Origin of the sequence: Halomonas sp. BN3-1 (genome assembly GCF_003056325.1) — a bacterium.
GTDB classification, from domain to species: domain Bacteria; phylum Pseudomonadota; class Gammaproteobacteria; order Pseudomonadales; family Halomonadaceae; genus Halomonas; species Halomonas litopenaei.
Genome location: NZ_PYVV01000009.1, coordinates 129,981 through 152,128 on the forward strand (window position 1 = coordinate 129,981; position 22,148 = coordinate 152,128).

General features: G+C 62.9%; 23 protein-coding genes. 7 read left to right on the forward strand and 16 right to left on the reverse strand.

The genetic code is table 11. The annotated features are described in order from the left end of the window. The first annotated feature begins 2 nt into the window (after positions 1 to 2). From C9F12_RS13730 to C9F12_RS23040, 4 genes are all read left to right on the forward strand, one after another. Complete coding sequence (locus C9F12_RS13730; protein ID WP_205254694.1) at positions 3 to 182, forward strand: hypothetical protein; 180 nt, start codon at positions 3 to 5, stop codon at positions 180 to 182. Positions 183 to 213: 31 nt separating this feature from the next. Further along, positions 214 to 954, forward strand: a complete 741-nt coding sequence (locus C9F12_RS13735; protein WP_205254695.1) for an amino acid racemase — start codon at positions 214 to 216, stop codon at positions 952 to 954. A gap of 205 nt (positions 955 to 1,159) precedes the next feature. Further along, positions 1,160 to 2,212: a putative sulfate exporter family transporter gene (locus C9F12_RS13740; RefSeq protein WP_108449223.1), complete on the forward strand. Its 1,053-nt coding sequence runs from the start codon at positions 1,160 to 1,162 to the stop codon at positions 2,210 to 2,212. A 59-nt stretch (positions 2,213 to 2,271) separates the two neighbouring features. Continuing rightward, complete coding sequence (locus C9F12_RS23040; protein WP_275886758.1) at positions 2,272 to 2,394, forward strand: hypothetical protein; 123 nt, start codon at positions 2,272 to 2,274, stop codon at positions 2,392 to 2,394. A gap of 248 nt (positions 2,395 to 2,642) precedes the next feature. On the opposite strand, the gene C9F12_RS13745 is transcribed toward C9F12_RS23040, so the two are convergent. The 14 genes from C9F12_RS13745 to speB all read right to left on the reverse strand — a co-directional run bounded on the left by C9F12_RS13745 (position 2,643) and on the right by speB (position 16,418). Then, positions 2,643 to 3,197, reverse strand: a complete 555-nt coding sequence (locus C9F12_RS13745) for a DUF805 domain-containing protein (RefSeq protein ID WP_108449224.1) — start codon at positions 3,195 to 3,197, stop codon at positions 2,643 to 2,645. Positions 3,198 to 3,287: 90 nt separating this feature from the next. After that, positions 3,288 to 3,827, reverse strand: a complete 540-nt coding sequence (locus C9F12_RS13750) for a DUF805 domain-containing protein (protein WP_108449225.1) — start codon at positions 3,825 to 3,827, stop codon at positions 3,288 to 3,290. Positions 3,828 to 4,321: 494 nt separating this feature from the next. Beyond that, on the reverse strand, positions 4,322 to 4,825 hold the full coding sequence (locus tag C9F12_RS13755) for a DUF805 domain-containing protein (protein ID WP_108449226.1): 504 nt from the start codon (positions 4,823 to 4,825) through the stop codon (positions 4,322 to 4,324). A 47-nt stretch (positions 4,826 to 4,872) separates the two neighbouring features. Next, complete coding sequence (locus C9F12_RS13760; RefSeq protein ID WP_108449227.1) at positions 4,873 to 5,214, reverse strand: YceK/YidQ family lipoprotein; 342 nt, start codon at positions 5,212 to 5,214, stop codon at positions 4,873 to 4,875. Between the two features lie 222 nt (positions 5,215 to 5,436). Next, complete coding sequence (locus tag C9F12_RS13765; protein ID WP_108449228.1) at positions 5,437 to 5,994, reverse strand: DUF805 domain-containing protein; 558 nt, start codon at positions 5,992 to 5,994, stop codon at positions 5,437 to 5,439. A 90-nt stretch (positions 5,995 to 6,084) separates the two neighbouring features. Further along, positions 6,085 to 6,630 carry a DUF805 domain-containing protein gene (locus C9F12_RS13770; protein ID WP_108449229.1) on the reverse strand — a complete coding sequence of 182 codons (546 nt, stop codon included), beginning with the start codon at positions 6,628 to 6,630 and terminating at the stop codon, positions 6,085 to 6,087. 529 nt (positions 6,631 to 7,159) lie between these two features. Beyond that, entirely contained in the window at positions 7,160 to 8,623 is a 1,464-nt protein-coding gene (locus C9F12_RS13775; RefSeq protein ID WP_108449230.1) for an aldehyde dehydrogenase family protein, read from the reverse strand. A gap of 77 nt (positions 8,624 to 8,700) precedes the next feature. Further along, positions 8,701 to 9,444 (reverse strand): MBL fold metallo-hydrolase, encoded by a 744-nt coding sequence (locus C9F12_RS13780; RefSeq protein WP_108449231.1) that lies wholly within the window; start codon positions 9,442 to 9,444, stop codon positions 8,701 to 8,703. Continuing rightward, positions 9,441 to 10,217, reverse strand: a complete 777-nt coding sequence (locus C9F12_RS13785; RefSeq protein WP_045993649.1) for a nitrilase-related carbon-nitrogen hydrolase — start codon at positions 10,215 to 10,217, stop codon at positions 9,441 to 9,443. Before C9F12_RS13785 ends, C9F12_RS13780 begins: the two co-directional genes overlap by 4 nt. A gap of 3 nt (positions 10,218 to 10,220) precedes the next feature. After that, a complete protein-coding gene (locus tag C9F12_RS13790; protein ID WP_108449232.1) occupies positions 10,221 to 11,546 on the reverse strand; it encodes a cytosine permease in 1,326 nt (441 codons plus the stop codon). Positions 11,547 to 11,673: 127 nt separating this feature from the next. Beyond that, positions 11,674 to 13,314 carry a 5-guanidino-2-oxopentanoate decarboxylase gene (locus C9F12_RS13795; protein WP_108449233.1) on the reverse strand — a complete coding sequence of 547 codons (1,641 nt, stop codon included), beginning with the start codon at positions 13,312 to 13,314 and terminating at the stop codon, positions 11,674 to 11,676. Continuing rightward, a complete protein-coding gene (locus C9F12_RS13800) occupies positions 13,311 to 13,976 on the reverse strand; it encodes an HD domain-containing protein (protein ID WP_108449234.1) in 666 nt (221 codons plus the stop codon). The genes C9F12_RS13795 and C9F12_RS13800 overlap by 4 nt, the downstream gene beginning before the upstream one ends. Positions 13,977 to 13,989: 13 nt before the next feature. Beyond that, a complete protein-coding gene (locus C9F12_RS13805) occupies positions 13,990 to 15,375 on the reverse strand; it encodes a YjiH family protein (protein ID WP_083970496.1) in 1,386 nt (461 codons plus the stop codon). Positions 15,376 to 15,467: 92 nt separating this feature from the next. Further along, positions 15,468 to 16,418: an agmatinase gene (gene speB / locus C9F12_RS13810; protein WP_045993646.1), complete on the reverse strand. Its 951-nt coding sequence runs from the start codon at positions 16,416 to 16,418 to the stop codon at positions 15,468 to 15,470. Between the two features lie 231 nt (positions 16,419 to 16,649). Between speB and C9F12_RS13815 the strand changes: the two genes are divergently transcribed. Beyond that, on the forward strand, positions 16,650 to 18,152 hold the full coding sequence (locus C9F12_RS13815; protein ID WP_108449279.1) for a sigma 54-interacting transcriptional regulator: 1,503 nt from the start codon (positions 16,650 to 16,652) through the stop codon (positions 18,150 to 18,152). A gap of 30 nt (positions 18,153 to 18,182) precedes the next feature. On the opposite strand, the gene C9F12_RS13820 is transcribed toward C9F12_RS13815, so the two are convergent. Together C9F12_RS13820 and C9F12_RS13825 are read right to left on the reverse strand one after the other, a co-directional pair. Beyond that, a complete protein-coding gene (locus tag C9F12_RS13820) occupies positions 18,183 to 18,698 on the reverse strand; it encodes a DUF805 domain-containing protein (protein WP_108449235.1) in 516 nt (171 codons plus the stop codon). Between the two features lie 160 nt (positions 18,699 to 18,858). Continuing rightward, on the reverse strand, positions 18,859 to 19,773 hold the full coding sequence (locus tag C9F12_RS13825) for a mechanosensitive ion channel family protein (protein WP_108449236.1): 915 nt from the start codon (positions 19,771 to 19,773) through the stop codon (positions 18,859 to 18,861). Between the two features lie 266 nt (positions 19,774 to 20,039). Between C9F12_RS13825 and C9F12_RS13830 the strand changes: the two genes are divergently transcribed. Continuing rightward, positions 20,040 to 21,428 carry an AbgT family transporter gene (locus C9F12_RS13830; RefSeq protein WP_045993637.1) on the forward strand — a complete coding sequence of 463 codons (1,389 nt, stop codon included), beginning with the start codon at positions 20,040 to 20,042 and terminating at the stop codon, positions 21,426 to 21,428. A gap of 8 nt (positions 21,429 to 21,436) precedes the next feature. Further along, positions 21,437 to 22,138 carry a DUF1028 domain-containing protein gene (locus C9F12_RS13835; RefSeq protein ID WP_108449237.1) on the forward strand — a complete coding sequence of 234 codons (702 nt, stop codon included), beginning with the start codon at positions 21,437 to 21,439 and terminating at the stop codon, positions 22,136 to 22,138. Positions 22,139 to 22,148: the final 10 nt, after the last annotated feature.

Consider the following 22,148-nt stretch of genomic DNA (forward strand, 5'->3'; position numbering starts at 1 on the left):
CCATGCGCCGTTTTGCCAAATCCTTCACCCGGCAGGAAGCTATCTCTGACGACGCCATCGCCTCGGCGGTGGCCGTGCTCCAGAGCGGTCGCCTGCATCGCTACAACCTGGCCGAAGGCGAGGCCGGTGAAACCGCCCTGCTGGAGTCCGAGTTCGCCGCGAGCCTGGGCGTCGGCTGCTGATACCGGTCATCACTCGTCAAAAGGACCCGTTATGACGCTTTCCACCGATAACTCCGCAACCATCGCCGACCACACGATGGTCGGTGTGCTGGGCGGCATGGGACCGGACGCCACGGTGGCCTTCATGCAGAAGGTCATCGAGGTGACGCCCGGCGAGGACGATATCGACCACGTGCATATGCTGGTCGACAACAATCCCAAGGTGCCATCACGCATCAAGGCGCTGATCGACGGCGACGGCGAGTCACCGGCGCCTGCCATCGCCGCCATGGCCAGACGCCTCGAGCAGGCAGGCTGCGATTTTCTGGTCATGCCCTGCAATACCGCCCACTACTACTGGTCGGCCGCCCAGCAGGCGGTGGACATTCCGGTGTGGCATATCGTCGAGCGCACCCTGGACCGGGTCGCCGCCGAGATGCCAGGGGCCAGGGTGGGCATGCTGTGCTCGCCGGCGCTTCGCAAGATTGGCCTGTACGAGGGCTTCATCGAGCCAAGGGGGCTGTCGTTGGTCTATCCCGACAACGAGGATCGCGTGCTCGACGTGATTCGAGCGGTCAAGCGTGGTGCCGGGCGCGCGCCCGGCACCCACGCGGCCTTCATCGAGGCCGCCCATGACGTCCAGGCACGTGGTGCCGACGTGCTGGTCCTGGCCTGCACTGAGCTTTCGGTGATCCGCGATGCGCTCGATGGTCGCGTGCCGATCATCGATACCGTGCAGGTGCTGGCCGAAGACGTGGTCGCCGAGGCCACCGGAAAGGCACCGCGCGCTTGATTCGGCGAACCGAGTCGAGCACTGAAGCGAGAGTACTGTAACGAGAGCGCTGTAACGAGAGCACTGCACAGAGGTTGAAACAGGGCGGCGTCGAGCGCCGCCAGCACGTCGATCTTCCTGTCCCGTTCACCAAAGAGACGCCTTCGTCCGCTGGCCTCATCCGGCAGGACTGGGGTCGCTCGTTTTCACGATCCGGAGTCGTCCCATGACCTCACCCTCTTCTTCCCCCTCGACGGCGACCTCGCGACAGCGGCTAAGCCGTCGACTGGCGTCCCTGAGCCCGATCGGGCGAGGACTGCTGGTGTGCGTGACCATTGCCCTGGCCACCACCTTTATCGCCGATCACTACGGTGGGCCGACCCTGCTCTACGCCTTGCTGTTCGGCATGTCGCTGCACTTCCTGAGCGAGGAGGGGCGCTGCCTGCCGGGTATCGAGTTTGCCGCGCGTACCGTGCTGCGCCTTGGCGTGGCGCTGCTGGGCGCGCGCATGACGCTTGAGCAGGTTGGTGACCTGGGGCTTGGACCGGTGCTGACGGTGCTCGCCGCGGTGGGGCTGGTGATCTGCGCAGGGGGGCTGCTGGCCCGGGCGCTTGGCCTGCACCGTGATCTCGGCCTGCTGACCGGTGGTGCCGTGGCGATCTGCGGGGCCTCGGCGGCGCTGGCGCTGTCGGCGGTGATGCCGAAAAACGACACCAGCGAGCGCAACACCATTCTCACGGTGGTGGGCGTGACCACGCTGTCGACGGTGGCCATGGTGACCTATCCGCTGCTAGTGGGGGTGCTCGACCTTGCCAACACCCAGGCCGGCATCTTTCTGGGGGGGACCATCCACGACGTGGCTCAGGTGGTCGGGGCGGGGTACATCATCTCGGAGGAGACCGGCGACGTCTCGACCCTGGTCAAGCTGGTGCGCGTGGCCATGCTGGTGCCGGTGGTGATGATCTTCAGCTGGCTCTATCGCGCTTCGCGCAACAGCGAAGGAAAGCGCCAGGTGCCGATGCTGCCTGGCTTCCTGGTGGGGTTCGTGGCGCTGGTGCTGATCAACAGCCTGGGGCTGATTCCCGACAGCGTGAACGAAGGACTGTCGACGCTCTCGCGCTGGTGCCTGGTCACCGCCATCGCCGCCCTGGGTATCAAGACCTCATTTCAGAAGCTCGCGGTGGTCGGCTGGAAGCCGGTCATTCTGATGGTGCTGGAGACCCTGCTGCTGCTGGCCATCGTGCTGGGGGTGGTGGTCTTCGGTGGGCTGGGTAGTTGAGCGGTGATGGAACGCTGCTCTTACTGATACACCAATAAAACACAATAAGGTCCCTGACAATGACTACAACAACCGCAACACCTTCACTGTCCTTTCGTGGGGGCACCCTGGGAGCCTTGACGCCTCTGATCCTGCTTCGGCGGCGCAACAAGCAGGGCACCACCGAGGTCGCAGCCGTCTGATCGGCCTCCGCTCACCTGACAGTGAAAAAACAGCCCCGCCATGCTGGCGGGGCTGTGGTGCTCTTGTGGTTGTCGTTGTCGGTAGCCCGGAGATTAGGGCTTGTCTGAAAAGTGCCTGCACTCGGTAATACGGCGTTAAAAATCGGATCAAAATGCTCATTTACACCCCGTAAACTGCGCTTTCTCACCGATTTTTGCCTTGTCTAACCTTCGCTCGTCGACTTTTCGGAAAGCGCCTAGTATCTGTTTTATATCGCCAGGGAGACCAATATTGCGCTGACGATGATCAATAGGCCGAGAGATGCGAAGAACAGCCTGAAATCTCGTGGCCCGGTAGCGGGCGGGATTCTCCCGTAGCGATTGTCGCCGTCGGTTCCCTTGATAAACGTCACCATAATAAAGGGAATGAGGCTTATCAGAGGGATGAGAAAAAGGAGTATGAGCCAGCCTGACTTGTTCAGGTCGTTCAGGCGTCGCTTGGCCTGGATAACAGCATAGATAGTAAAAGACACAGTGAGAATAAGCTGAGTAACCAGAAGAAAAAGGGCAGTAGTGAAAGCCGATGGTGAGTAGATGTCAATGTTGGTGAAGCTGATGGCCAGGATGATTCCGTTTACGACAAGGCCAGGAACCGCGGTACGGTTGAAGTACTGGATTCTGCCGATACGACCCCTGGTCGACCAGAGTCCTGTGGACGATGACGGCAATGCACCAGTGATGCCCTCGTTTGCTATCGATGGCGATGGAGTGTCTTTGGAAACGAAGGGGTGAGCCACATTTGTGCTGAGCGTCTCGATTGTCATCTTGTAGATTCCTTCCCTGGTGTTGGTGTGCCGGTGGTCCCTATTCCGAGATGATCCATGCCTTTACTTCGTGTAGCGGTTGGTAAAGGGTTAGAGGTTGAGCTGTAGTGGTCCATAGCAGATGGCCGCTGACGCCACCGCAACGTTGAGAATAAGAAAGCACCAGAAACGCTTCGTTTCCGACGAGGTTGGTGGAGGAGGCGGTGGGCCGAAGGGGTTGCTTCCTGGTGTGCCACGAAAGAAGACCAAGGTGATGATTAGCCATACGTTGATCAGGGGAAACCGTCCAAGAAGCAGTGACCAGCCAGAACGCCCCTGATCGTTAAGGCGACGTTTTGCCTGAAGAATGGCGAAAAGGGTGAAGACTGAGTACAGACCTGCGTCGGCGTAGATCAGGATGGTGAAGGTATCCAGGGTGAGTGACGAAGGGTACAGGTGGTCGAGATAGAGTGGGACAAAGAGCGAGAGGTGATAGATGAGTCCTGCTGCGGCAAGTCGGCTACAGTAGCGGATGCGCCCGATACGGCCACGAGTTGACCAGAGTCTGCTGCTTCTATCGGGTATGCTATACAGCGGCAGCGGCAAGGTGACGGAAGATGAGGTGGCTGATGACATGGAGTTGAGTCTCATCTTCTTCTCCTGTTTCCTTCTTCAAATCGGTCTTCGAATCATCAAAGGTGTCAATGTGTTGTCGGGTTTTCCAATGCCTTGATGGATGGTCAGTCGTCATGGCAATGGTTGGCGGTGGTGCATGTTTTCCTTGCCTGGCGAACGCATCTTTGCTGCCTGCGGCAAGGGCTTCACTACGACTCTAGAAAGCCATTTCGTCAGGGGATATGGGGGATGTCCTACATTCTTTCTTTTTTGAGAATTTTCTAATTATTTGGCTTCGGGTTGGCCGAACTGGCACGAAATTGCGTCGCTGCGACAACAAACACCCCGATGGCCGGGCGCCTTGCCCTGCCATCGGGGTGATGTGGTCGAGATGGTGCTGGCCGTCTCGATCCTGCTTCGGCGGCGCAAGCAGAACGCCGCCGAGCTCATAGCCGTCTGACCGGATATCAGTGACCGACGAAAATCTCCCCGACATGCTGGTGGGGTGGTGAGGCTATCTCCCCCTTGTATCAGGCAGCGTAGAGGATGGCGCTAAGTGGCACCACCACGAGGAGGGTTATGGTCAAGATGAGGATGCGAAATAGGCGGTTATCGCTTTGGTTGGGAGGAGGAGGAGGAGGTCCATAGTGATTAGGTCCGTCTGTGCCGTAGGCAAAAAAGACCTTGCAAGCGAGAAGGATATTGAAAACAGGTACCAGATAGAGCAATTGCCACCAGCCACTCAAGTTCTGATCGTTGAGACGTCGCTTTCCCTGAAGAAGTGAATGCGCTATCAACGGAATGCTGTAGATAATCTGAAAAACAGTAAGTGATTCTGCAGAAGACTCCGACAGCGAACCAAGGATAGCGACGCTGAAATATACAACAAGTGCTGGAAGCATAATGTTGTTGAAATATACGGTGCTGCCAACTCTGCCTTGGGTCGACCAAAGCCGCTCGTAGGCTGACCGGGCGCCATTTAAGTGGTTCGAGTGTTCTCTCGCCTTAGGGGGAGAAGGCGTTTTTCTATCCATTAGCGTATCCTGGTGAAATTTGTTGGTAACATATTGATGCTGCGTAGTTACATTTTGAATTTAAAGCACGAAGGTGTTTCATATGAGCGTGAGAATGGAAGCTTGTTTTGTGAGTTGGTGTTCGAGAAAAAATGGTAGGCATCAATGGGGAGGTATACGGTATCGGCAACAAAGGATAGTGGGAGGTCAATAAGGATCATTGTTGCTACGACAATTCCAAGCGGCCAGCCAAGTTCATGTACGATTGCATTAATTTCACCCGTGGATTCTATTTGACAGTAGACGCCGGAATAAAATTTCCCGTCATCATCTCCGGCGGTTTTCGATATTATGGTTGAACATCCTGTGAGTAGCTGTGCTGCAAGAATCATCGCCAGTACTCTCTTCATGCATCATCTCTCCTTGCGTCGCTTTATCGCCGTGGCAGGGTGCGTCATGACCACGGGGGGCAGCGAATGTAAACGAGCGTTGCCAAGTTGGTGGTGGCGTTGCCCGAGCTCTAGCAGGCAATAAATGATAAAAGGTGAGCCCCGGTGTCACGCCGGGGCTCCTGCGTACTATTGTTCTTCTGTCAATGTTGTCGTTGTTGGTAGTAGCGCGGGGAATGTTTTTTAGAGCGTTAGAGAAGCCAGCGCTACGCAAGCAACGACCGACAGTCCGGTCAGGAACCAGAACAGGGTCATCTCATTGGAAGTGAGGGGGGAAGGTTCAGCACCGAAGCGGTTATCACCATCACTCCCCTTGATGAAGGTCACCATGATAAATGGGATGAGGTTTATAAGGGGGATAAAGAAAAGTAGCATGAGCCAGCCTGATTTGTTTAGGTCATTTAGCCTGCGCTTTCCCTGGATTAGCGCAAAGATAGTCAATGGAATTCCAAGCACGAATTGGCTGATGGTAAAGGCGCTGGCGGCTGTCTCTGCAGCGGCCGGTGTTGCCGTCATGCTATAATAGATAAGTATCCCGTATACGGCATAGACGAACAATACCGGCAAGGTTAATCGATTAAAGTATCTTACTCTACCGATACGACCATTGGTCGACCATAGTCCAGGGTTTTTATTTGCTACCTGGCGGTCGTTTGCATCACCTTGCGTGTTGGAGATTTCTGTATCTGAAGGGAAGTTGGTTTCATTTGAGTTATCTAACGTAGTGCTTTCGTTTGTCATCTTACTGCTTCCTTCCTTGGGGTAAGGGTTCCGGCGATCCTTTCGCCGAGTCGGTTAATATCTATGCTTGTTGCAGTGCTCTGGGAGGGTCTAAAGACCCAGGTGAAACTGTAGCGGTCCATAGCAGATGGCCGCTGATGCCACGGCAATGTTAAGAATGAGCAAGCACCAGAATCGCTTCGTTTCCGATGAGGTCGATGGAGAAGGTGGTGGTCCGAAGGGGTTGCTTCCTGGTGTGCCACGAAAGAAGACCAGTGTGATGACCAGCCATACGTTGATCAGGGGAATCAGTCCAAGAAGCAGTGCCCACCCAGAACGCCCCTGATCGTTAAGGCGACGTTTTGCCTGAAGAATGGCGAAAAGGCTGAAGACTGAGTACAGGCCTGCGTAGGCGTAGATCAGGATGGTGAAGGTGCTCTGGGTGAGTGTCGCAGGGTACAGGTAGTCGAGATAAAGTGGGACAAAGAGCGCGAGGTTATAGATGAGTCCTACTGCGGCAAGTCGGCCACAGTAGCGAATGCGCCCGATACGGCCACGAGTTGACCAGAGTCTGCTGCTTCTACCGGGTACGCTATACAGCGGCAGCGGCAAGGTGACGGAAGATGAGGTGGCTGACGACATGGAGTTGAGTCTCATCTTCTTCTCCTGTTTCCTTCTTTAAATCGGTCTTCGATTCATCAAAGGTGTCAAGGCGTTGTCGGATTTTCCAATGCCTTGATGGATGGTCAGTCGTCATGGCAATGGTTGGCGGTGGCGCATGTTCTCCTTGCATGAGGAACGCATCATTGGTGCCTGCAGCAAGGGCTTCACTGCGACTCTAGAAAGCCATTTCGTCAGGGGATATGGGGGATGTCCTACATCCTTTCTCTTTTTAAGAATTTTCTAATTATTTGGTCTTCCATTGGCCGAAATGGCACGAAATTGCGTCGCAGCGACAAAAAACACCCCGATGGCCGGGCGCCTTGCCCTGCCATCGGGGTGATGTTGTTGAGATATTGCCGAGGCGATGGTCCGGAAACAGGACCGGGAGAGGTTGGGGAGGCGCTGAAGAAATGTCGCGAGCGATGACAGGTCGGACGCCGCCGGAGCGGAAAGGCCGGAGTTTACGTGGGGTTAAATGAGGACCTTGAGCACCGCCGGCGACCGAGATGTCGAGTGCAGCAATTTATACAGTGCTTCCCCGGGCGGCAGGGCCAATCAGATGCTTCACCTCAAGATAACCGGACAGCCCCCAGGGGCCGAGTTCACGTCCGATGCCGCTGGCACCGAAACCGCCCCAACTGGCCTCGGGCATCACCAGCTGTTCGGAGTTGAACCAGATGCTGCCTGCACGCAGGGCGCGGCCAACACGCCTGGCGCGCTCGGCGTCACCGGAGATTACGGTGGCGGCGAGGCCAAAGGCGCTGTCGTTGGCCAGGGCGATGGCCTCGGCTTCGCTCTCTGCGCTGCGCGCACACAGCACCGGGCCGAAGATTTCCTCGCGCCACAGACGGCTTGAGGTGGGCACGTCGCGGTACAGGGTCGGGGCGACGAACTCGCCCTGGGCCGGCAGGTCACGATGGCGGCCGTCACGCACCGGCGTCAGACCTTCCTCCTTGGCGATCTCGAGGTAGCGCTCCACGGCTTCGCGCTGACGGGCGCTGGTCATCGGGCCCATGTCGGTGCCCTCGGCCAGCGGGTCACCCAGGGTGAGGCCGTCGATACGGTCGGCCAGCGCCTGGTAGAGCGGTTCGGCCAGCGTCTGATGCACGATCAGTCGCGAGGTGGCGGAGCAGATCTGCCCGGAGTTGAAGTAGATGCCGGCCATCACCCAGTCGGCGGCGGCTTCGACCTCGGCGTCATCGAGCACCAGGATCGGCGATTTGCCGCCGAGCTCCAGTGATACGCCGCGCACGCCGTTGGCGGCGGCCCGCATGACCTTCTCGCCGACCGCATTGCTGCCGGTGAAGGATAATTTATCCACGCCCTGATGGGCGGACAGGGGGGCGCCGATGCCTTCGCCGTCACCCAGCAAGAGGTTCAGCACACCGGCTGGCAGGCCGATCTCCACGGCGATGTCGGCCAACGCCACCTCGGGCAGCGGGGTGACCTCGGAGGGCTTGAACACCAGGGTGCAGCCGGCGGCCAGTGCCGGTGCGATCTTCCAGGCGCTGGTGACCAGCGGGAAGTTCCAGGGGGTGATCAGTCCGACCACGCCGGCGGGGTCTTCGAACACCCGCGCCTCGACGCCGTCCATGCCGTGCTCGAGCAGGCGTCCCTGACGCTGCTCCAGGGCGCGGGCCTGGCCGGCGTAGTAGCGGTAGCAGGCGATGGCGTCGTCCAGGTCGATGGCGGCCTCGGCCAGGGCCTTGCCGTTGTTGGTGGAGGATAGCCGTTCGAGCTCGCCGCGGCGGGCTTCGAGGGCCGTGGCGAAGGCCTCAAGAAAGTCGCCCCGACGCTGTCCGCCCAGCGCCTGCCAGGCGGGCAGGGCGGCACGCGCGCTGGCCACGGCGGCGTCGACGTCGCTGGCATCGCCGGCGGTGATCTCGGCGATCTGGGTCTGGCGGTAGGGATCGGTCACCGCCAGGCGCCGGCGGCTGTGACTATCCACCCAGCGGTTGTCGATAAACTGTTGTGTCAGCTGTTGCACGGAGGGACTCCAGGGGCAAAGACATTGGAAGGAATAAGCGAATGAAATGATCGGCGAGATGAGGGCTCGTTACGCGCTCAGGCCTGGTGGCGCTTGAGCCAGTCATCGATCAGGGCGTGGCAGTGACGGCCCGAGAAGCTCGGGAAGTGGCCGCCGTGCACCGTGGCGATCGGCAGCCTACGCAGGCGCTCGAGGCTCGCCGCGTAGTCGTCCAGGTCGCTGTGGTAGGCGTCCTCGATCAGCTCACCGTCGTAGATGATGTCGCCGCTGATCAGGGTGGCGCTGGCGGCCTCCCACAGGGCGATGCCGCCGGGCGAATGTCCGGGGGTGTGGATCACCTCGAAATGGCGATCGCCCAGCTCGATGACGTCGCCGTCCTCCAGCGTCTCGATACGCGGCGGCGCCGCAATGCGATAGCCGCTGTGGGCGTAGGGCAGCGGTGGCAGGGCGTCGAACATGGCGTCGTCGAGAAAGGCCTCGGCCAGGGTGCGACGGTTGTCGGGGCTTGCCAGGATATCGGCCTCGGCGCGATGAACGTGGCAGCAGTCGAACTCGTGAGCGGCGCCGATATGATCGAAGTGGGTGTGGCTTGCCACCGCCACGATCTCGCGTTCGGCCAGTAGTGCCACCCGTTCGCGCAGTGGCACCGCCCCGAGGCCGAAGTCCACCACCAGATCGCGCTCGCGGCCGCGAACGTGCCAGATATTGCAGCGGTAGAACGGCTTGATGGCCGGTTCGTCGATCAGGGTGATGCCGTCGGCCAGTCGCTGGGTGCGATACCAGTCGGCGGCGTCACCCCGGGGCAGGGTGAAGGTGCTCACGTGTTGCCTCCCGGCAGGGCGCGCAGGTCCTTCAGGTAGTCCTGGTGGCTGCGGCTCTCGTCGATACGCGAGTGTTCGATGTCCACCACCAGCACCCCGGCGTCGTTGCCAAGGCGCCCCAGCACCTCGCCGTCGGGCCCCGCCACCAGGCTGTTGCCACAGTAGTGCAGCTCGCCCTCGATACCGGCGCGGTTGATGCAGGCGACGAAGCGCTGGTTGTCCAGCGCCCGGGCGCGGATCTGCAACTGCTGGCGCTCGGCGTTGGGCACCATGTTGGCGGTGGGCGAGAGGATCACTTCGGCGCCGGCCTGGGCCAGCGCTCTGGCCATCTCCGGGAACTCGTTGTCGTAGCAGATCATCAGGCCCAGGCGGCCGAGCCGGGTGTCGACCACGCACAGCTCGTCACCGGGGATGAAGTACTGATGTTCACGATCCCATAGCTGGCGCTTGTGGTAGCAGGCCAGGGTGGTGCCGGCGTCGTCGATCAGCACCGCCGAGTTGGTCAGGCGGCCGTCGGCCTGGCGCTGGGCCAGGCCGAACAGCAGGTGCAGGCGATACTGGTGCGCCAACCGGGCGACCTGATCGATCAACTCGCCTTCGTCGGCCAGTTCATCGAGCCGTTCGAACACGTTGTAGCCGGTCAGCGCCAGTTCCGGCAGGGCCAGCAGCTGGGCGCCGGCGGCCACCGCCTGCTGGCACAGGCCATCGAGGGCATCGAGGTTGGCGGCGACATCCGCGTGGACGGGGTCGGTCTGGGCCAGCATCAGGCGCATGGATCAGTCTCCTTGGGTAGCGAGGCTGGAACGGGTGAACAGGGCACAGCCCAGCCAGTAGAGTCCGCCGGTGATGACGAACACCGGCAGCGAGGCGCCGATGGACAGCGGTGCCACCAGGGTCCAGTAGGCCGCCAGGGCCGCACCGATCAGGTAGGCGCCGATGGCGATACCGGCGGTGGGCCGACCGAGCTGGTGCGGCGAGCGCAGCAGCTCGGCGTTGTAGCCGTCACGGCCGACCAGGTAGTAGTCGACGATCATCACCGAGAAGGCCGGAATGAACAAGGCGCCGATCAGCAACAGGAAGTTCTGGAACTGGTCGAGGATACCGGGGATCAGGGCGCCGAAGACCGTCACCACGCCGATCACCAGCGCCGGCTTCCAGAAGGCCATGCCGGGGGACACGTTCATGCACGACAGGGTGGCGCTGTAGACCGCCATCACGTTGGTGGTCATCACCGAGAAGAAGATCACCAGCGCGGCGGGCAGGCCAAAGCCGAAGCCGGACAGCAGCCGGGTCGGGTCGTAGGTCTGTTCCATGCCGCCGAGCACCGACAGGCCGGATACCGCGGCACCCAGCCCCATGGCGATCATCGAGGCGCAGACGTAGCCGCCGTAGGTGCCGAGTACCGCGATGCGGCCGCTCTTGCAGTTGCGGTTGTAGTCGGCGGAGGTGGAAATCCACGAGAAGGCGGTGGCGACGACGATGTCGAAGGCGATGCCCAGGGTGATGCCGTTGCGGGATTCGGCGGGCATCTCGAACAGCGCACCGACCTCGTAGTGGCGGTTGAGCTGGTAGACCACGCCGGCCGCCAGCACCATCATGGCCGCCGCCGCCCAGCGCTCGATGCGCTCGATGCCCAGGTGGCCGCGCAGCACGATCAGCACCACGATGGTCTCGCACAGGATCGTCATCAGCGGCAGGTTGGAGTAGCCGGTGGTGGCCTCGATGGCGTAGTCCAGGCTCATGCCGGCCAGCAGCGCCTGGATCCAGCTCCAGGCGATCAGCACCGCCATGTTGACCAGCGAAATGATCTTCGAGCCGGTGGGGCCATAGGCGCGGCGGGTCAGGGCCATCGAGGGCAGGCCGGTGCGCTGGCCCATCAGCCCGACCAGCAGCAGCGGAATGGCGCCGATCAGCGAGCCGATCAGCACCCAGGTCATGGCGACCGGGAAGCGCAGATCGGGCACCAACAGCATGCCGGTGAGGATGGTGGTGACGACCACGTTGGCGCCGAGCCACAGGGCAAAGGTGGCCATGCCTCCCATGCTCTTGTGCTGGTGTTCATCCAGGGTGTCGTGGCCGATCAGCCGCTTGAGTGAAATCATCTAGGAAACCTTTGTGGTTATGGTTGGTAGGTACCGCAGGGGAGTGAAACCAGGAGCAAAAAATCGGAGCAGACAAAAGGAGCAAAAGGGCCGGCGCCGTGGCGCCGGCAAAGGGGGCGTCGCTGGATCAGGCCACCGCGGCGTTCCATGCCGTGGCGTCGATCTCGATCAGCATCGGGCCGTCTTCGGGGCGATGGGCGATGGCCCGGGCGAGGCCGGCGGGGTTGCCGACCCGGGTCGCCGCGCAGCCGAAGCCGGCCGCCAGGGTCTGGAAGTCCGGTGCCTGGATGTCCACGCCGAGGCGGGTGACGCCGGCGTTGTCCATGAAGCGGCGGATTTCCTCGTAGCCCTGGTTGTGCCACAGCAGCACGATGACCGGCAGCCTTTCCTCCACCGCACAGGCAAGCTCGGTCAGGGTGAACATCACCCCACCGTCGCCCACCAGCGCCACCACTGGCAGGTCCGGCTGGCCGAGGCTCGCGCCCATGGCCGCGGGCAGGCCGTAGCCGAGAGTGCCGTAGCCGGTGGACGCGTTGAAGAAACGGCGCGGCGCGTCCTGGCTGACCAGATGGTTGGCGGCGTAGGTGGTGGCGCAGGAATCGCCCACCAGGATCGCCCCCGGCAGGCTCTCGTGCAGGGTGTCGAACAGCGGCACATAGGGGCGGAAGGCCGGATCATCGGCCAGCGCCAGGGCGCTCAGCGCATCATGTGTACGCTTGCGGCCATCGCGCGAAAGCTGCTCACCGCCGAGGCGCTGGTCGCAGCCGGCGGCCAGCGCTTCGAGGCTGGAGGCGGCGTCGGCCACCAGTGCCAGGTCGGCATGCTGGTTGCGGGCAAGCTGCTCGGGGTCCAGGTCGATGCGAATCAGTCGACCGTCGAGGGTGAAGCTGTCGTCGAACACCACGTCATAGTCGGTCTCGCCAAGCTCGGTGCCGATGGCCAGCACCACGTCGGCTTCATGGGCAAGCTCCCGCACCGCCGGCAGCGAGGCGTTGGCGCCCAGATCCAGCGGATGGTCGCGGCCAAGCAGGCCCTTGGCGTTGATGGTGGTGACGGTGGGGGCGTCGAGGTTCTCGACCAGACGACGGGCGGCGTCCGGGGCATCGACGCAGCCGCCGCCGAGCAGCACCAGCGGGCGCTTGGCGTCGACCAGCCAGTCGAGCGCCTGCTCGAGCGCGGCGGGGGCCGGTGCGGCCTTGGCCAGCGCCGTGCGGCGCGTGCTGACAGGCTCGCTGACCGGGGCGTCGAACAGGTCGATGGGGATCTCGATATGCACCGGGCCGGGACGGGCGCCATCGAACACGGCGAAGGCACGGGCCAGCACCTCGCCGAGGCCGTTCGGGTCGAGCAGGGTGTGGCTGAAGCGCGAGACGCCGGCCATCAGCTCGCGTTGGCCGGGGAGTTCGTGCAGCCGGCCCTGGCCGCGTCCCAGGGTGTCGCGGCGGTTGACGCTGGAGATCACCAGCATCGGCACCGAGTCGGCCAGGGCCTGGCCCATGGCGGTGGCGATATTGGTCATGCCGGGGCCGGTGATGATGAAGCACACGCCGGGCTTGCCGGTGGTACGGGCGTAGCCGTCGGCCATGAAGCCGGCGCCCTGTTCGTGGCGCGGGGTGACGTGGCGGATGCCACTGCCCTGGTGGTCGTGTCCATTGCCGCCTTCGAGGCCACGATAGAGCTCGATGGTGTGGACGCCGGGGATACCGAAGACGGTGTCCACGTCGTAAGTGTCACGCAGCAGACGGATCAGCAGTTCAGCGCAGGTCATGCGGTACTTCCTTGAGACGGGGCAGGGGCTTGAGATGGATCAGAGGCTTGAGACGAGCCAGAGGCGAGGGCAGGGTCCGGGGCCACCGAGTAGGGGGCTCTTGCGAAGATCCGCCTGACCATGGGCTCGAAGTGCGCCAGCGGCTGGGTGTCATAGGCGGGGTCGAAGGACGGGCAGTCCCAGTCACGACAGAAGGCTTCGCAGTCGTCGAACCAGGGATGGCCGCGGAACCGCTCGCGGGCGTCCTTGTCGCCGCCGACCTTGTCCCAGTAGTAGTGACCCTGGAAGACGTCGTGATGCTGGACGATCCAGTGGGTCTTCTCGCTGACGAAGGGGCGCAGGATCGAGGCAGCGAAGGCGGCGTGATCGAAAAGCGCCAGTTCGTCGCCGATGTCGTGGACCAGGGCGGCGACGATCATCTCTTCGTCGGCGCCGGCACGCTCGGCCCGGGTCGCGCTCTGCAGGCAGTGCTCCAGCCGGGTGATCTGGTAGGGCTGGTGGCCCTCGCCCAGCCGGGCGAGGGTGTCCAGTACGCTGTCGGCGAGGCCGGCCAGGTAGTCGGCGTCGTGGGCGGCGATCACCGCCCAGTCTTCTGCCGTGCTTTGGTCGATGCGGGTGAAGGCCGCCTTGCCGACGGCGTGAGCATCGTTTGGGTCTGTCATGTCGGCCTCCCGATCAACCCACCAGCCAGTGGGCCATGACCACGATGATGGGCAGGGTGATGGCGGTGCGCAGCAGGAAGATCACCACCAGTTCCCACAGCTTGAGCGGGATCCGTGACTTCAGCAGCAGGGCGCCGATCTCTGACATGTAGATCAACTGGGTCAGTGACAGACAGGCGATGACGAAGCGGGTCAGTTCGCTCTCGATATCGCTGGCCAGTACCGCCGGCAGGAACATGTCGGCGAAGCCCACCAGGGTCGCCGGCGCGGCGGCCTCGGCCTCGGGCAGACCCATCCACTCGAGCACCGGCACCATCGGCATGGACAGCCAGGTGAACAGCGGAGTGAACTCGGCCAGTACCAGCGCCACGGTACCGATGGCGATGACCAGCGGCAGCAGCCCGAAGAAGATGTCGGCGACGTTGAACAGCGCCAGACGGGCGAGCTTGAGCGGGCCCGGGGCGGTCTCGGCGCGGGCCACGGCGATGCCCAGGCTGTAGCGCAACAGGCTCTGGTTGCCGGTGTTTTCTTCCTGGATCTGGCAGCCCACCGGCTCGTAGTAGGTGTTGGCCTTGCGTGACAGCGGCGGCAGGCGCGGCACGATGACGGCGGCGACCAGGCCGGCGACCACCACGGTCAGGTAGAACGGCACGAACAGGTGGTTGATGCCGATGAAGCTGGTCACCAGCAGGGCGAAGGCGATCGACACGATCGAGAAGTTGGTGGCGATGGCCGAGGCCTCGCGGGCGTTGTAGAAGCCCTGCTCGTATTGCTGGGTGGTGATCAGTACGCCGACGGTGCCGGAGCCCATCCAGGAGGCGGTGGCGTCGATGGCGCTGCGCCCGGGCAGCCCGAAGATCTTGCGAAAGGGCGTGCGCACCATGGAGCCGATGAACTCCATGAAGCCGAAGTCCACCAGGAAGGGCAGCAGGATGGCGGCAAAAAAGAAGAAGGTCAGCAGCACCGGCGCCAGGTCATTGAGCATCACCCCGCCGGTGAAGGAGGCGGTGACCATCTCCGGGCCGACCTGGAAGTAGGTCATCAGCGCGAAGGCGGCGCCGAGGGCGCGCATCACCACCCACAGCGGGGCGATGTCGAACAGCTCCTTCATCGCGCCCTGGCGGGCCCAGCCTGGTTTGGTCAGCTTGACCACCAGGGTCAGCACGATGGACAGGGTGAGCACTACGGTGGCGATGGCGGGCAGGGCGTCGCCGAGGGTGGCCTTGAGCCAGTCGGCGGCCAGACCCATGCCGATGTTGATGGTATCACCGACCGAGAAGGGCACCAGGAACAGCAGGATGCCGATCAACGACGGGACGAGGAACTTGATCAGACCATGGGTGCTTAGCTTGCCCCCGTCGGTCGTGATCTTGTCGGCAGAATGCAGGTGGGAGGACATGGGCGATCACTCTTTGCTGTTGTAATGGTCGGCGCCCTGACGCGGGCGCCTCGTTGGCTGTCGCCAGGGCCACTCCCTGGCCCTGTGAGGATTCAGTCGCGGCGCGCGACTCCGGGGAGCACGCACAGCATTTCATAGAGCAGGGTGGCGCCCATCAGGGCGGTGTTGCCGCTGGGGTCGTAGGGCGGGGAGACTTCGACCAGGTCGCCGCCGACGATATTGAGCCCCTGGGCGCCGCGCACGATCTCCAGGCCCTGGGCCGAGGTCAGGCCGCCCATTTCCACCGTGCCGGTGCCGGGCGCCACCGACGGGTCCAGGCCATCGATGTCGAACGAGATGTACACCGGGCCATCGCCCATCTGCTCGCGCACCTCGGCCATCAGCGGCTCGAGAGACTTGTGCCAGCACTGTTCAGCCTGGACCACGCGGAAGCCCTGCTGGCGACACCAGTCGAAGTCCTCGGCGGCGTAGCCGGTGCCGCGCAGGCCGATCTGGACGACCCGGTTGGCGTCCAGCAGCCCTTCTTCCTGGGCACGGCGGAACGGGCAGCCGTGGGCCACCTCTTCACCGAACATGTGCTCGTTGACGTCGGCGTGGGCGTCGATATGGATCAGCCCGACCGGGCCATGCTTCTTGGCGATGGCGCGCAGGATCGGCCAGGTCAGGGTGTGGTCACCGCCCAGGGTCAGCGGCACGCAATCGTGGGACAGGACGTCGTCGTAGAAGCGGCTGATGATGTCCAGGTTCTTCGGCAGGTTGAAGGTGTTGATCGGCACGTCGCCGATGTCCGCCACCTGCAGGCTGTCGAAGGGTGCAGCACGGGTGGCCATATTGTAGGGGCGCAGCATGCGCGATTCGTCGCGGATCTGGCGCGGCCCCAGTCGGGTGCCCGGGCGGTTGGAGGTGCCGATGTCCATGGGAATGCCGATAAAGGCGGCGTCCAGACCCTCGGCGCTGGTCTGGGTGGGCAGACGCATCATGGTGGCAGGGCCACCGAAGCGCGGCATCTCGTTGCCGCCGAGAGGTTGATTGAAGTCGCTCACAGGGAACTCCTGGCATCGTGGATGGGGACGGTCGCGGCCCTGGGCCTGACGGTTGTTGTGAGTGATGCAGACGCCGTGCCATCTTTTGAGCATTTATACTAAAGATGTAATAGAGGTGCAGAGATTCCAAGGGATGGTCTGCTGTGGTGATAGAAGTGATCCAGAAGTGAATCACGATCTCGACGCATCGTGATACACTTCTGAATCAATGATGCATTTATGGATCGCTGGATGAGCGACGACGACACCAAGATTCTCAAGACCATCATCGATACCGCCCACGACCACTTCTTCATCGTCGCGCCGGACGGTCGTATCCGCGACGTCAGTCCTGGGGCGGCGGCGGTCTACGGCATGTCCTGCGAAGAGCTCTGCGCCACCAGCGTGCAGCGGCTCGAGGCCGATGGCGTGCTGACCCCGTCGGTCAGCCTGGAGGTCATTCGCAGCGGGCGGCCGGCCCAGCTGGTCCAGCGCACCGGCACCGGACGCCGGGTCATCGCCCAGGCCCATCCGGTATTCGAGGGTGAGCGGCTGGTGGCGGTGGTCAGCCGCTCCATGGACTTGACCGATCTGCAGCTGCTGCAGCAGGAGTACGCGCTGTTGCAGCGCCGCTTTAGCGAGCACCTGCGCCGGGGGCATGCGCTGGAGAGCGACAGCGAAGCACTCGAGGCCGAGCTCGATGACCTGGAGGTGAAAAGCCAGCTGATGCGCGAGGTGGCGCTGCTGCTCAAGCGGGTCGCGCCCACCGACGCCACGGTCTTGATGCTGGGCGAGTCCGGGGTGGGCAAGACCGCTTTCGCCCGCCAGCTGCACCGTTGGAGTTCTCGCCGCGATGGCCCCTTTATCGACGTCAACTGCGCCGCCATCCCCGAAAGCCTGTTTGAATCGGAGATGTTCGGCCATGAAAAGGGCGCGTTTTCCGGCGCCGCGCCGGGGGGCCGCAAGGGGCTGATCGAGCAGGCCGAGGGCGGCACCCTGTTTCTCGACGAGATCGGCGAGTTGCCCCTGGCGGTGCAGACCAAGCTGCTGAAGACCATCCAGGATGGCAGTATTACCCGGCTTGGGGACAGGGCCCCGCGACGGGTCGACTTTCGCCTGGTGGTGGCCACCAATCAGGATCTGTCGGCACGGGTCGAGCAGGGCCTGTTTCGCCTGGATCTGTACTACCGGCTGAACGTGATTCCTGTCACCCTGCCGCCCCTGCGCGAGCGTCGCGAGGATATTCCCGGCCTGGTCGAGCGCCAGCTAAAGCGCCTCAATCGGCGTTATGGACGCGACAAGATGCTGGCGCGAGACGTGTGGCAGGCGCTGATGGGCTGGGATTGGCCGGGCAATGTGCGTGAGTTGGAAAACACTCTGGAAAGGGCCTGGTTATCCAGTGACGATGTCATCCAGGGCGATCTGCTGGTGCCGTCCACGGGGGCCTCGGTAGGGCAGCTCGGCGGGCAGCAGCGTGAAGCGCAGCAGACGGCGGCGTCTGTCACCGGAGCCTCCGCTGCGCTGGCTGATGGCGCTACGTCACCCGCGACACTATCCGCTCCAGGTGCAGCTCGACCCGAGCTGCCGCTTGCCCGGGGCGAGAGCCTGAAGGCCGCCCTGGCCCGGCGCGAGCGTGAGATCCTTGCCGACTGTTGCCGTACCCTTCCCACCACCTACGCCATCGCCGAACACCTGGGCATCAGCCAGCCAAGCGTGGTGCGCAAGCTCAAGCAGCATGGGTTGCGGATCGGGTGACCGGTGATGAAGGGCCGAGCTTTGCGGCACCTACTGACGGAAGACGTAAAAGAACCCGACCCAGGTGGCCAGGATCAGCAGTGGCTTCAGCACCAATACTGCACCGCTGGTGGAGCCCCGTTCGTCGTGCTCGGTGTCGCTGGACTCCCCGGGCTGCATGGCGAGTACCACCGTCAGCAGCAGGTTGGCGCCGGGGACCAGCAGCATCAGGCTCCACAAGCCCGCCTGGCCCAGGTCGTGCAGGCGACGAGTGCCGTGCAGCACCAAGGGCTGAAGGCTGATGACAACCCACCAGATCCCCAGCAAGCCTGCCTTGATCGTCAATGCGTCCTCGAGGGCGGGGGCGGTGATGGTGGTCGCCCACAGGGCGGCATAGTAGAACGATAGCGCCAGGGTAGCGTTGAGACAGAAGTCGAGACGACTCTCGCGCCCCGCCAGGCTGTCGAACCAGTAGCCCGGCAGCACTCGCCTGAGCTCGAAGGCCTGGGGCGATGAGTGACCGGGGGCGACAGGGTCGGGAAATCCGGGAGCAGTAGGGCGATGCATCGGTATCTCGTCCTGTAGATCCAGCGTGATGCCGGTGTGCAGTTGAGGGAGACTGGTTCGATAAGCTGCGTCCTTCCGACTTGAATCCTACCCATTTTCTCTCTTGGTCTAGATAGGCGATCACGTAGTTTCTAGTACGAACCGCGTAAACAGTGCTGGTTCATAAGTCTGGTGGGCGACCTGCTTCCGAAGGATGGAAGCGTTCGGCCTCTGCCTGGTCCTTGAACACCAGAGTGCGGTAGGGGAAGGGAATCTCGATATTGGCCTCATCGAGCGCGCGCTTGATGGATGCCACCACCTGATCGCGGGAAGCGCGGATGTCGACGGGGCGGGACCCGGTCCACCAGGCCACCTCGAAGTCGATGGAACTGGCGCCGAAGGCCTTGGCGAAGACCTGCACCGCACGTACGTCGCTGCGCACCGAGTCCACCTCGGCGACCGCGCCCTGGATGATCTCGCGAGCCTGGTCCACGTCCTCGTCGTAGGCGACGCCAACGATGATGGATGTGCGCCGGATATCGCGGTTGGTGCGGACGATGACCGGCTGCTGGAACAGCAGGGCGTTGGGCACCACGATCATCTGGCCGTCGGTGCGGCGGATACGGCTGTCGCGCACCGTGATCTGCTCTACCTGACCTTCCACGTCGTTGGCCTCCAGGGCGATGTGGTCGCCGATCTGGAAGGGTTCTCGCCACAGGATCAAGAGGCCGGCGAGGAAGTTCTCGAACACGTCCTTGAAGGCGAAGCCGATGGCGATGGAACCGAGGCCCAGGGTGGTAAGGGCCTTGCCGGGAGTGACGGTGGGGAAGATCAGGGTGATGGTGATCAGAAGTCCCCCGAGCCAAAGACAGAGCCCCGTCAGCATGGTCAGGACATCGCGCAGATTGCGTCGGAGCTTGGCCTTGTCGGCCACCCGCGCCACCAGGGCGCGGCCGAATCTCGCCACCAGCCAGGTCACCAGGATCAGCAGCAGGCCGGCGGCCAGTCGTGGGCCAGCAGAGCCAATGTCTGACAGGTAGGCCTGAACCTCTCCCAGCAGCAGCGACACGAAGGGTAGTTGTTCCAGTTCTTCCATCGCATCCTCCCGGGCCATGTTCAGGCGGTGGGCGCACTATCCTGCGCCCATGTTGCTGAGCATAGCGGGGCGCCAGGCAAATCGCGCGTCACCTGCCAACGCTGGCAGTCCGGATACCTCGTCGGTTCCGACTTGACCCTCTATTTATCATGATAAATACTTTTGTTCATCTGGAGGTAGCCGCGATACGCTCGCGGCGTCACTCCATCGCCAGGCCTTCTTCGACAAACGATCCAGAACGGTTCTTCCACAACAAGGACAACTCCATGAGTGCCCACGACCAGACGCTGAAAGAGCGCAAGAAGTGGTATCGCACGGTGCCAGACCCGATGGTGCTGATCTTCCTGATCCTGCTCGCCACCTATGCGCTGACCTTCATCATTCCCGCCGGCGAGTTCGAGCGGGTCATGCAGGATGGACGCACCCGCGTGGTGCCGGACTCCTTTCATTATCTGAGCGACGTGGCGGCGATCTCGCCTTTCGACATCTTCGTGGCGATTCCCAAGGGCTTGAACGCGGCCTCTCTGTACCTGTTCATCGTGTTCATCGCCGGCGGGCTGTTCCATATCCTTCAACGCACCGGCGCCCTCGAGAACGCCATCGGGGTGGCGGTCAATCGCGTCGGCGTCGAACGGCGTAACGTCATCATCACCGCCGGCACCTTTATCTACGGCTTCTTCGGTGTGGCCGTCGGTTTCGAGAACAATATTGCGCTGGTGCCCATCGCGGTGCTGATCGCCAGCGCGGTGGGCTGCTCCAGCCTGGTGGGCACCACCATGGCGGTGGGTGGCATCGGCGTGGGCTTTGCACTGTCGCCGATCAATCCCTATACCGTGGGTGTCGCCCAGGGCATCGCCGAGCTACCGACCTTTTCCGGCGCCTGGCTGCGTGCCTTGCTGGTGCTGACCTCATTGGGCCTTTTGTCCTGGTATATCTGTCGCTTCGTCACCCGCATGGACTTCGAGGAGCCCAACGACGCCAAGGCCATGAGCAAGTCGCTGGACGAGTACCACATGAGCAAGCGCGACAAGCTCACGCTGGTGGTGTTCGTCGGTGGCCTCGCCGCCATGCTGGTGGGGGTCTTTACCCAGGGCTGGTACATCAATGAGATTGCCGGCATGTTCCTGCTGATCGCCATCGTGATCGGCATCGTCAACGGCCTGTCGGCCAACGAGATCGTCAAGCAGATGATGGAGGGGGCATCCGGCGTGACGGCGGGCGCCCTGGTCATCGGCCTGGCCGCCTCGATCCAGGTGATCCTCAAGGACGCCCAGATCATCGACACCATCGTCTACGCCTTGAGCGGTCTGATTCAGGACATCCCGGGGGCGCTGTCGGCGATCATGGCCAGCGTCGTCCAGGGGGTGATCAATCTGTTTGTGCCATCCGGCTCTGGCCAGGCGCTGGTGACCATGCCGATCCTGGTGCCGGTGGCCGACCTGGTCGGCATGAGCCGCCAGCTGATGATCACCGCCTTCCAGGTGGGTGACGGCCTGACCAACCTGATCGTGCCGACCTCCGGTGGCACCCTGGCGATGCTGGCGCTGGGCCGGGTGTCCTACGAGAAGTGGCTGAAGGCTATCCTGCCCTTCATGGCGCTGGTCTACCTGCTGTCCTGGGGTGGGCTGGTGATCGGCCATATGGTCGGCTACTAGGTTGCGCCATGACACTGTCGCTGCTGCATGTTCATCCGGCTACCGGCACGGTAGCGGCCCTCACCGCTACCGGAGGTGTGGCGGTGGGCGGCTACGTTCACCATGTGTGGCGTGGCGTCGGCGCCTGCGCGACCCAGGGGCGGGTTACCCACCCCTGGTATCCCGACGGTGTCCGCCGGGCGCTGGAACGGGGGGAGGATGCCCGCGGTGCGCTTGCCCGGCAGGTCGACGCCGACAAGGGTGCCGCGTTGCGCCAGTGCCTGGTGATGGATGCTCAGGGGCGCTCAGCGCTGCATAGCGGTGCTGACAACCTCGCCACTGTCGCTTCCTGTTGCTATCCCGGCGTGGCCGCGGCGGGCAACCTGCTGGCCAGCGCCAAGGTGGTCGAGGCCCTGGCTCATGCCTTTGTCGATACCTGTTGTACCAACGCCGACGCCGTGCGCCAGGGCGCAACGCCCGAGTACCGCGACGACTATGAGGCGACGCTGCTCGAGGGACTGATCGACGCCCTGGAGGTCGCCCTGGCAGAGGGGGGCGACGTCAGAGGCACGCGCTCCGCCGCCCTGCGTATCGAGTCGTTCACCCAGGCCCCCCTCGATCTGCGTGTCGATTGGTGTGAGGGCGATATCGCGGGCGAGTTGCGCGCCCTGGCCAGGCGTGTGCGCGCGCCTGCCTTTGCCGACTTTCTGGCGTCCCTGCCGCGTCGTTGACGCTATTCCT

What these genes read in the sequence shown, in the direction of transcription:
- C9F12_RS13730 (WP_205254694.1), top strand. Translation starts at nt 3, where the DNA reads ATGCGCCGTTTTGCCAAATCCTTCACCCGGCAGGAAGCTATCTCTGAC.
- C9F12_RS13735 (WP_205254695.1), top strand. Translation starts at nt 214, where the DNA reads ATGACGCTTTCCACCGATAACTCCGCAACCATCGCCGACCACACGATG.
- C9F12_RS13740 (WP_108449223.1), top strand. Translation starts at nt 1,160, where the DNA reads ATGACCTCACCCTCTTCTTCCCCCTCGACGGCGACCTCGCGACAGCGG.
- C9F12_RS23040 (WP_275886758.1), top strand. Translation starts at nt 2,272, where the DNA reads ATGACTACAACAACCGCAACACCTTCACTGTCCTTTCGTGGGGGCACC.
- C9F12_RS13745 (WP_108449224.1), bottom strand. Translation starts at nt 3,197, where the DNA reads ATGACAATCGAGACGCTCAGCACAAATGTGGCTCACCCCTTCGTTTCC.
- C9F12_RS13750 (WP_108449225.1), bottom strand. Translation starts at nt 3,827, where the DNA reads ATGAGACTCAACTCCATGTCATCAGCCACCTCATCTTCCGTCACCTTG.
- C9F12_RS13755 (WP_108449226.1), bottom strand. Translation starts at nt 4,825, where the DNA reads ATGGATAGAAAAACGCCTTCTCCCCCTAAGGCGAGAGAACACTCGAAC.
- C9F12_RS13760 (WP_108449227.1), bottom strand. Translation starts at nt 5,214, where the DNA reads ATGAAGAGAGTACTGGCGATGATTCTTGCAGCACAGCTACTCACAGGA.
- C9F12_RS13765 (WP_108449228.1), bottom strand. Translation starts at nt 5,994, where the DNA reads ATGACAAACGAAAGCACTACGTTAGATAACTCAAATGAAACCAACTTC.
- C9F12_RS13770 (WP_108449229.1), bottom strand. Translation starts at nt 6,630, where the DNA reads ATGAGACTCAACTCCATGTCGTCAGCCACCTCATCTTCCGTCACCTTG.
- C9F12_RS13785 (WP_045993649.1), bottom strand. Translation starts at nt 10,217, where the DNA reads ATGCGCCTGATGCTGGCCCAGACCGACCCCGTCCACGCGGATGTCGCC.
- C9F12_RS13790 (WP_108449232.1), bottom strand. Translation starts at nt 11,546, where the DNA reads ATGATTTCACTCAAGCGGCTGATCGGCCACGACACCCTGGATGAACAC.
- C9F12_RS13795 (WP_108449233.1), bottom strand. Translation starts at nt 13,314, where the DNA reads ATGACCTGCGCTGAACTGCTGATCCGTCTGCTGCGTGACACTTACGAC.
- C9F12_RS13800 (WP_108449234.1), bottom strand. Translation starts at nt 13,976, where the DNA reads ATGACAGACCCAAACGATGCTCACGCCGTCGGCAAGGCGGCCTTCACC.
- C9F12_RS13805 (WP_083970496.1), bottom strand. Translation starts at nt 15,375, where the DNA reads ATGTCCTCCCACCTGCATTCTGCCGACAAGATCACGACCGACGGGGGC.
- C9F12_RS13815 (WP_108449279.1), top strand. Translation starts at nt 16,650, where the DNA reads ATGAGCGACGACGACACCAAGATTCTCAAGACCATCATCGATACCGCC.
- C9F12_RS13820 (WP_108449235.1), bottom strand. Translation starts at nt 18,698, where the DNA reads ATGCATCGCCCTACTGCTCCCGGATTTCCCGACCCTGTCGCCCCCGGT.
- C9F12_RS13825 (WP_108449236.1), bottom strand. Translation starts at nt 19,773, where the DNA reads ATGGAAGAACTGGAACAACTACCCTTCGTGTCGCTGCTGCTGGGAGAG.
- C9F12_RS13830 (WP_045993637.1), top strand. Translation starts at nt 20,040, where the DNA reads ATGAGTGCCCACGACCAGACGCTGAAAGAGCGCAAGAAGTGGTATCGC.
- C9F12_RS13835 (WP_108449237.1), top strand. Translation starts at nt 21,437, where the DNA reads ATGACACTGTCGCTGCTGCATGTTCATCCGGCTACCGGCACGGTAGCG.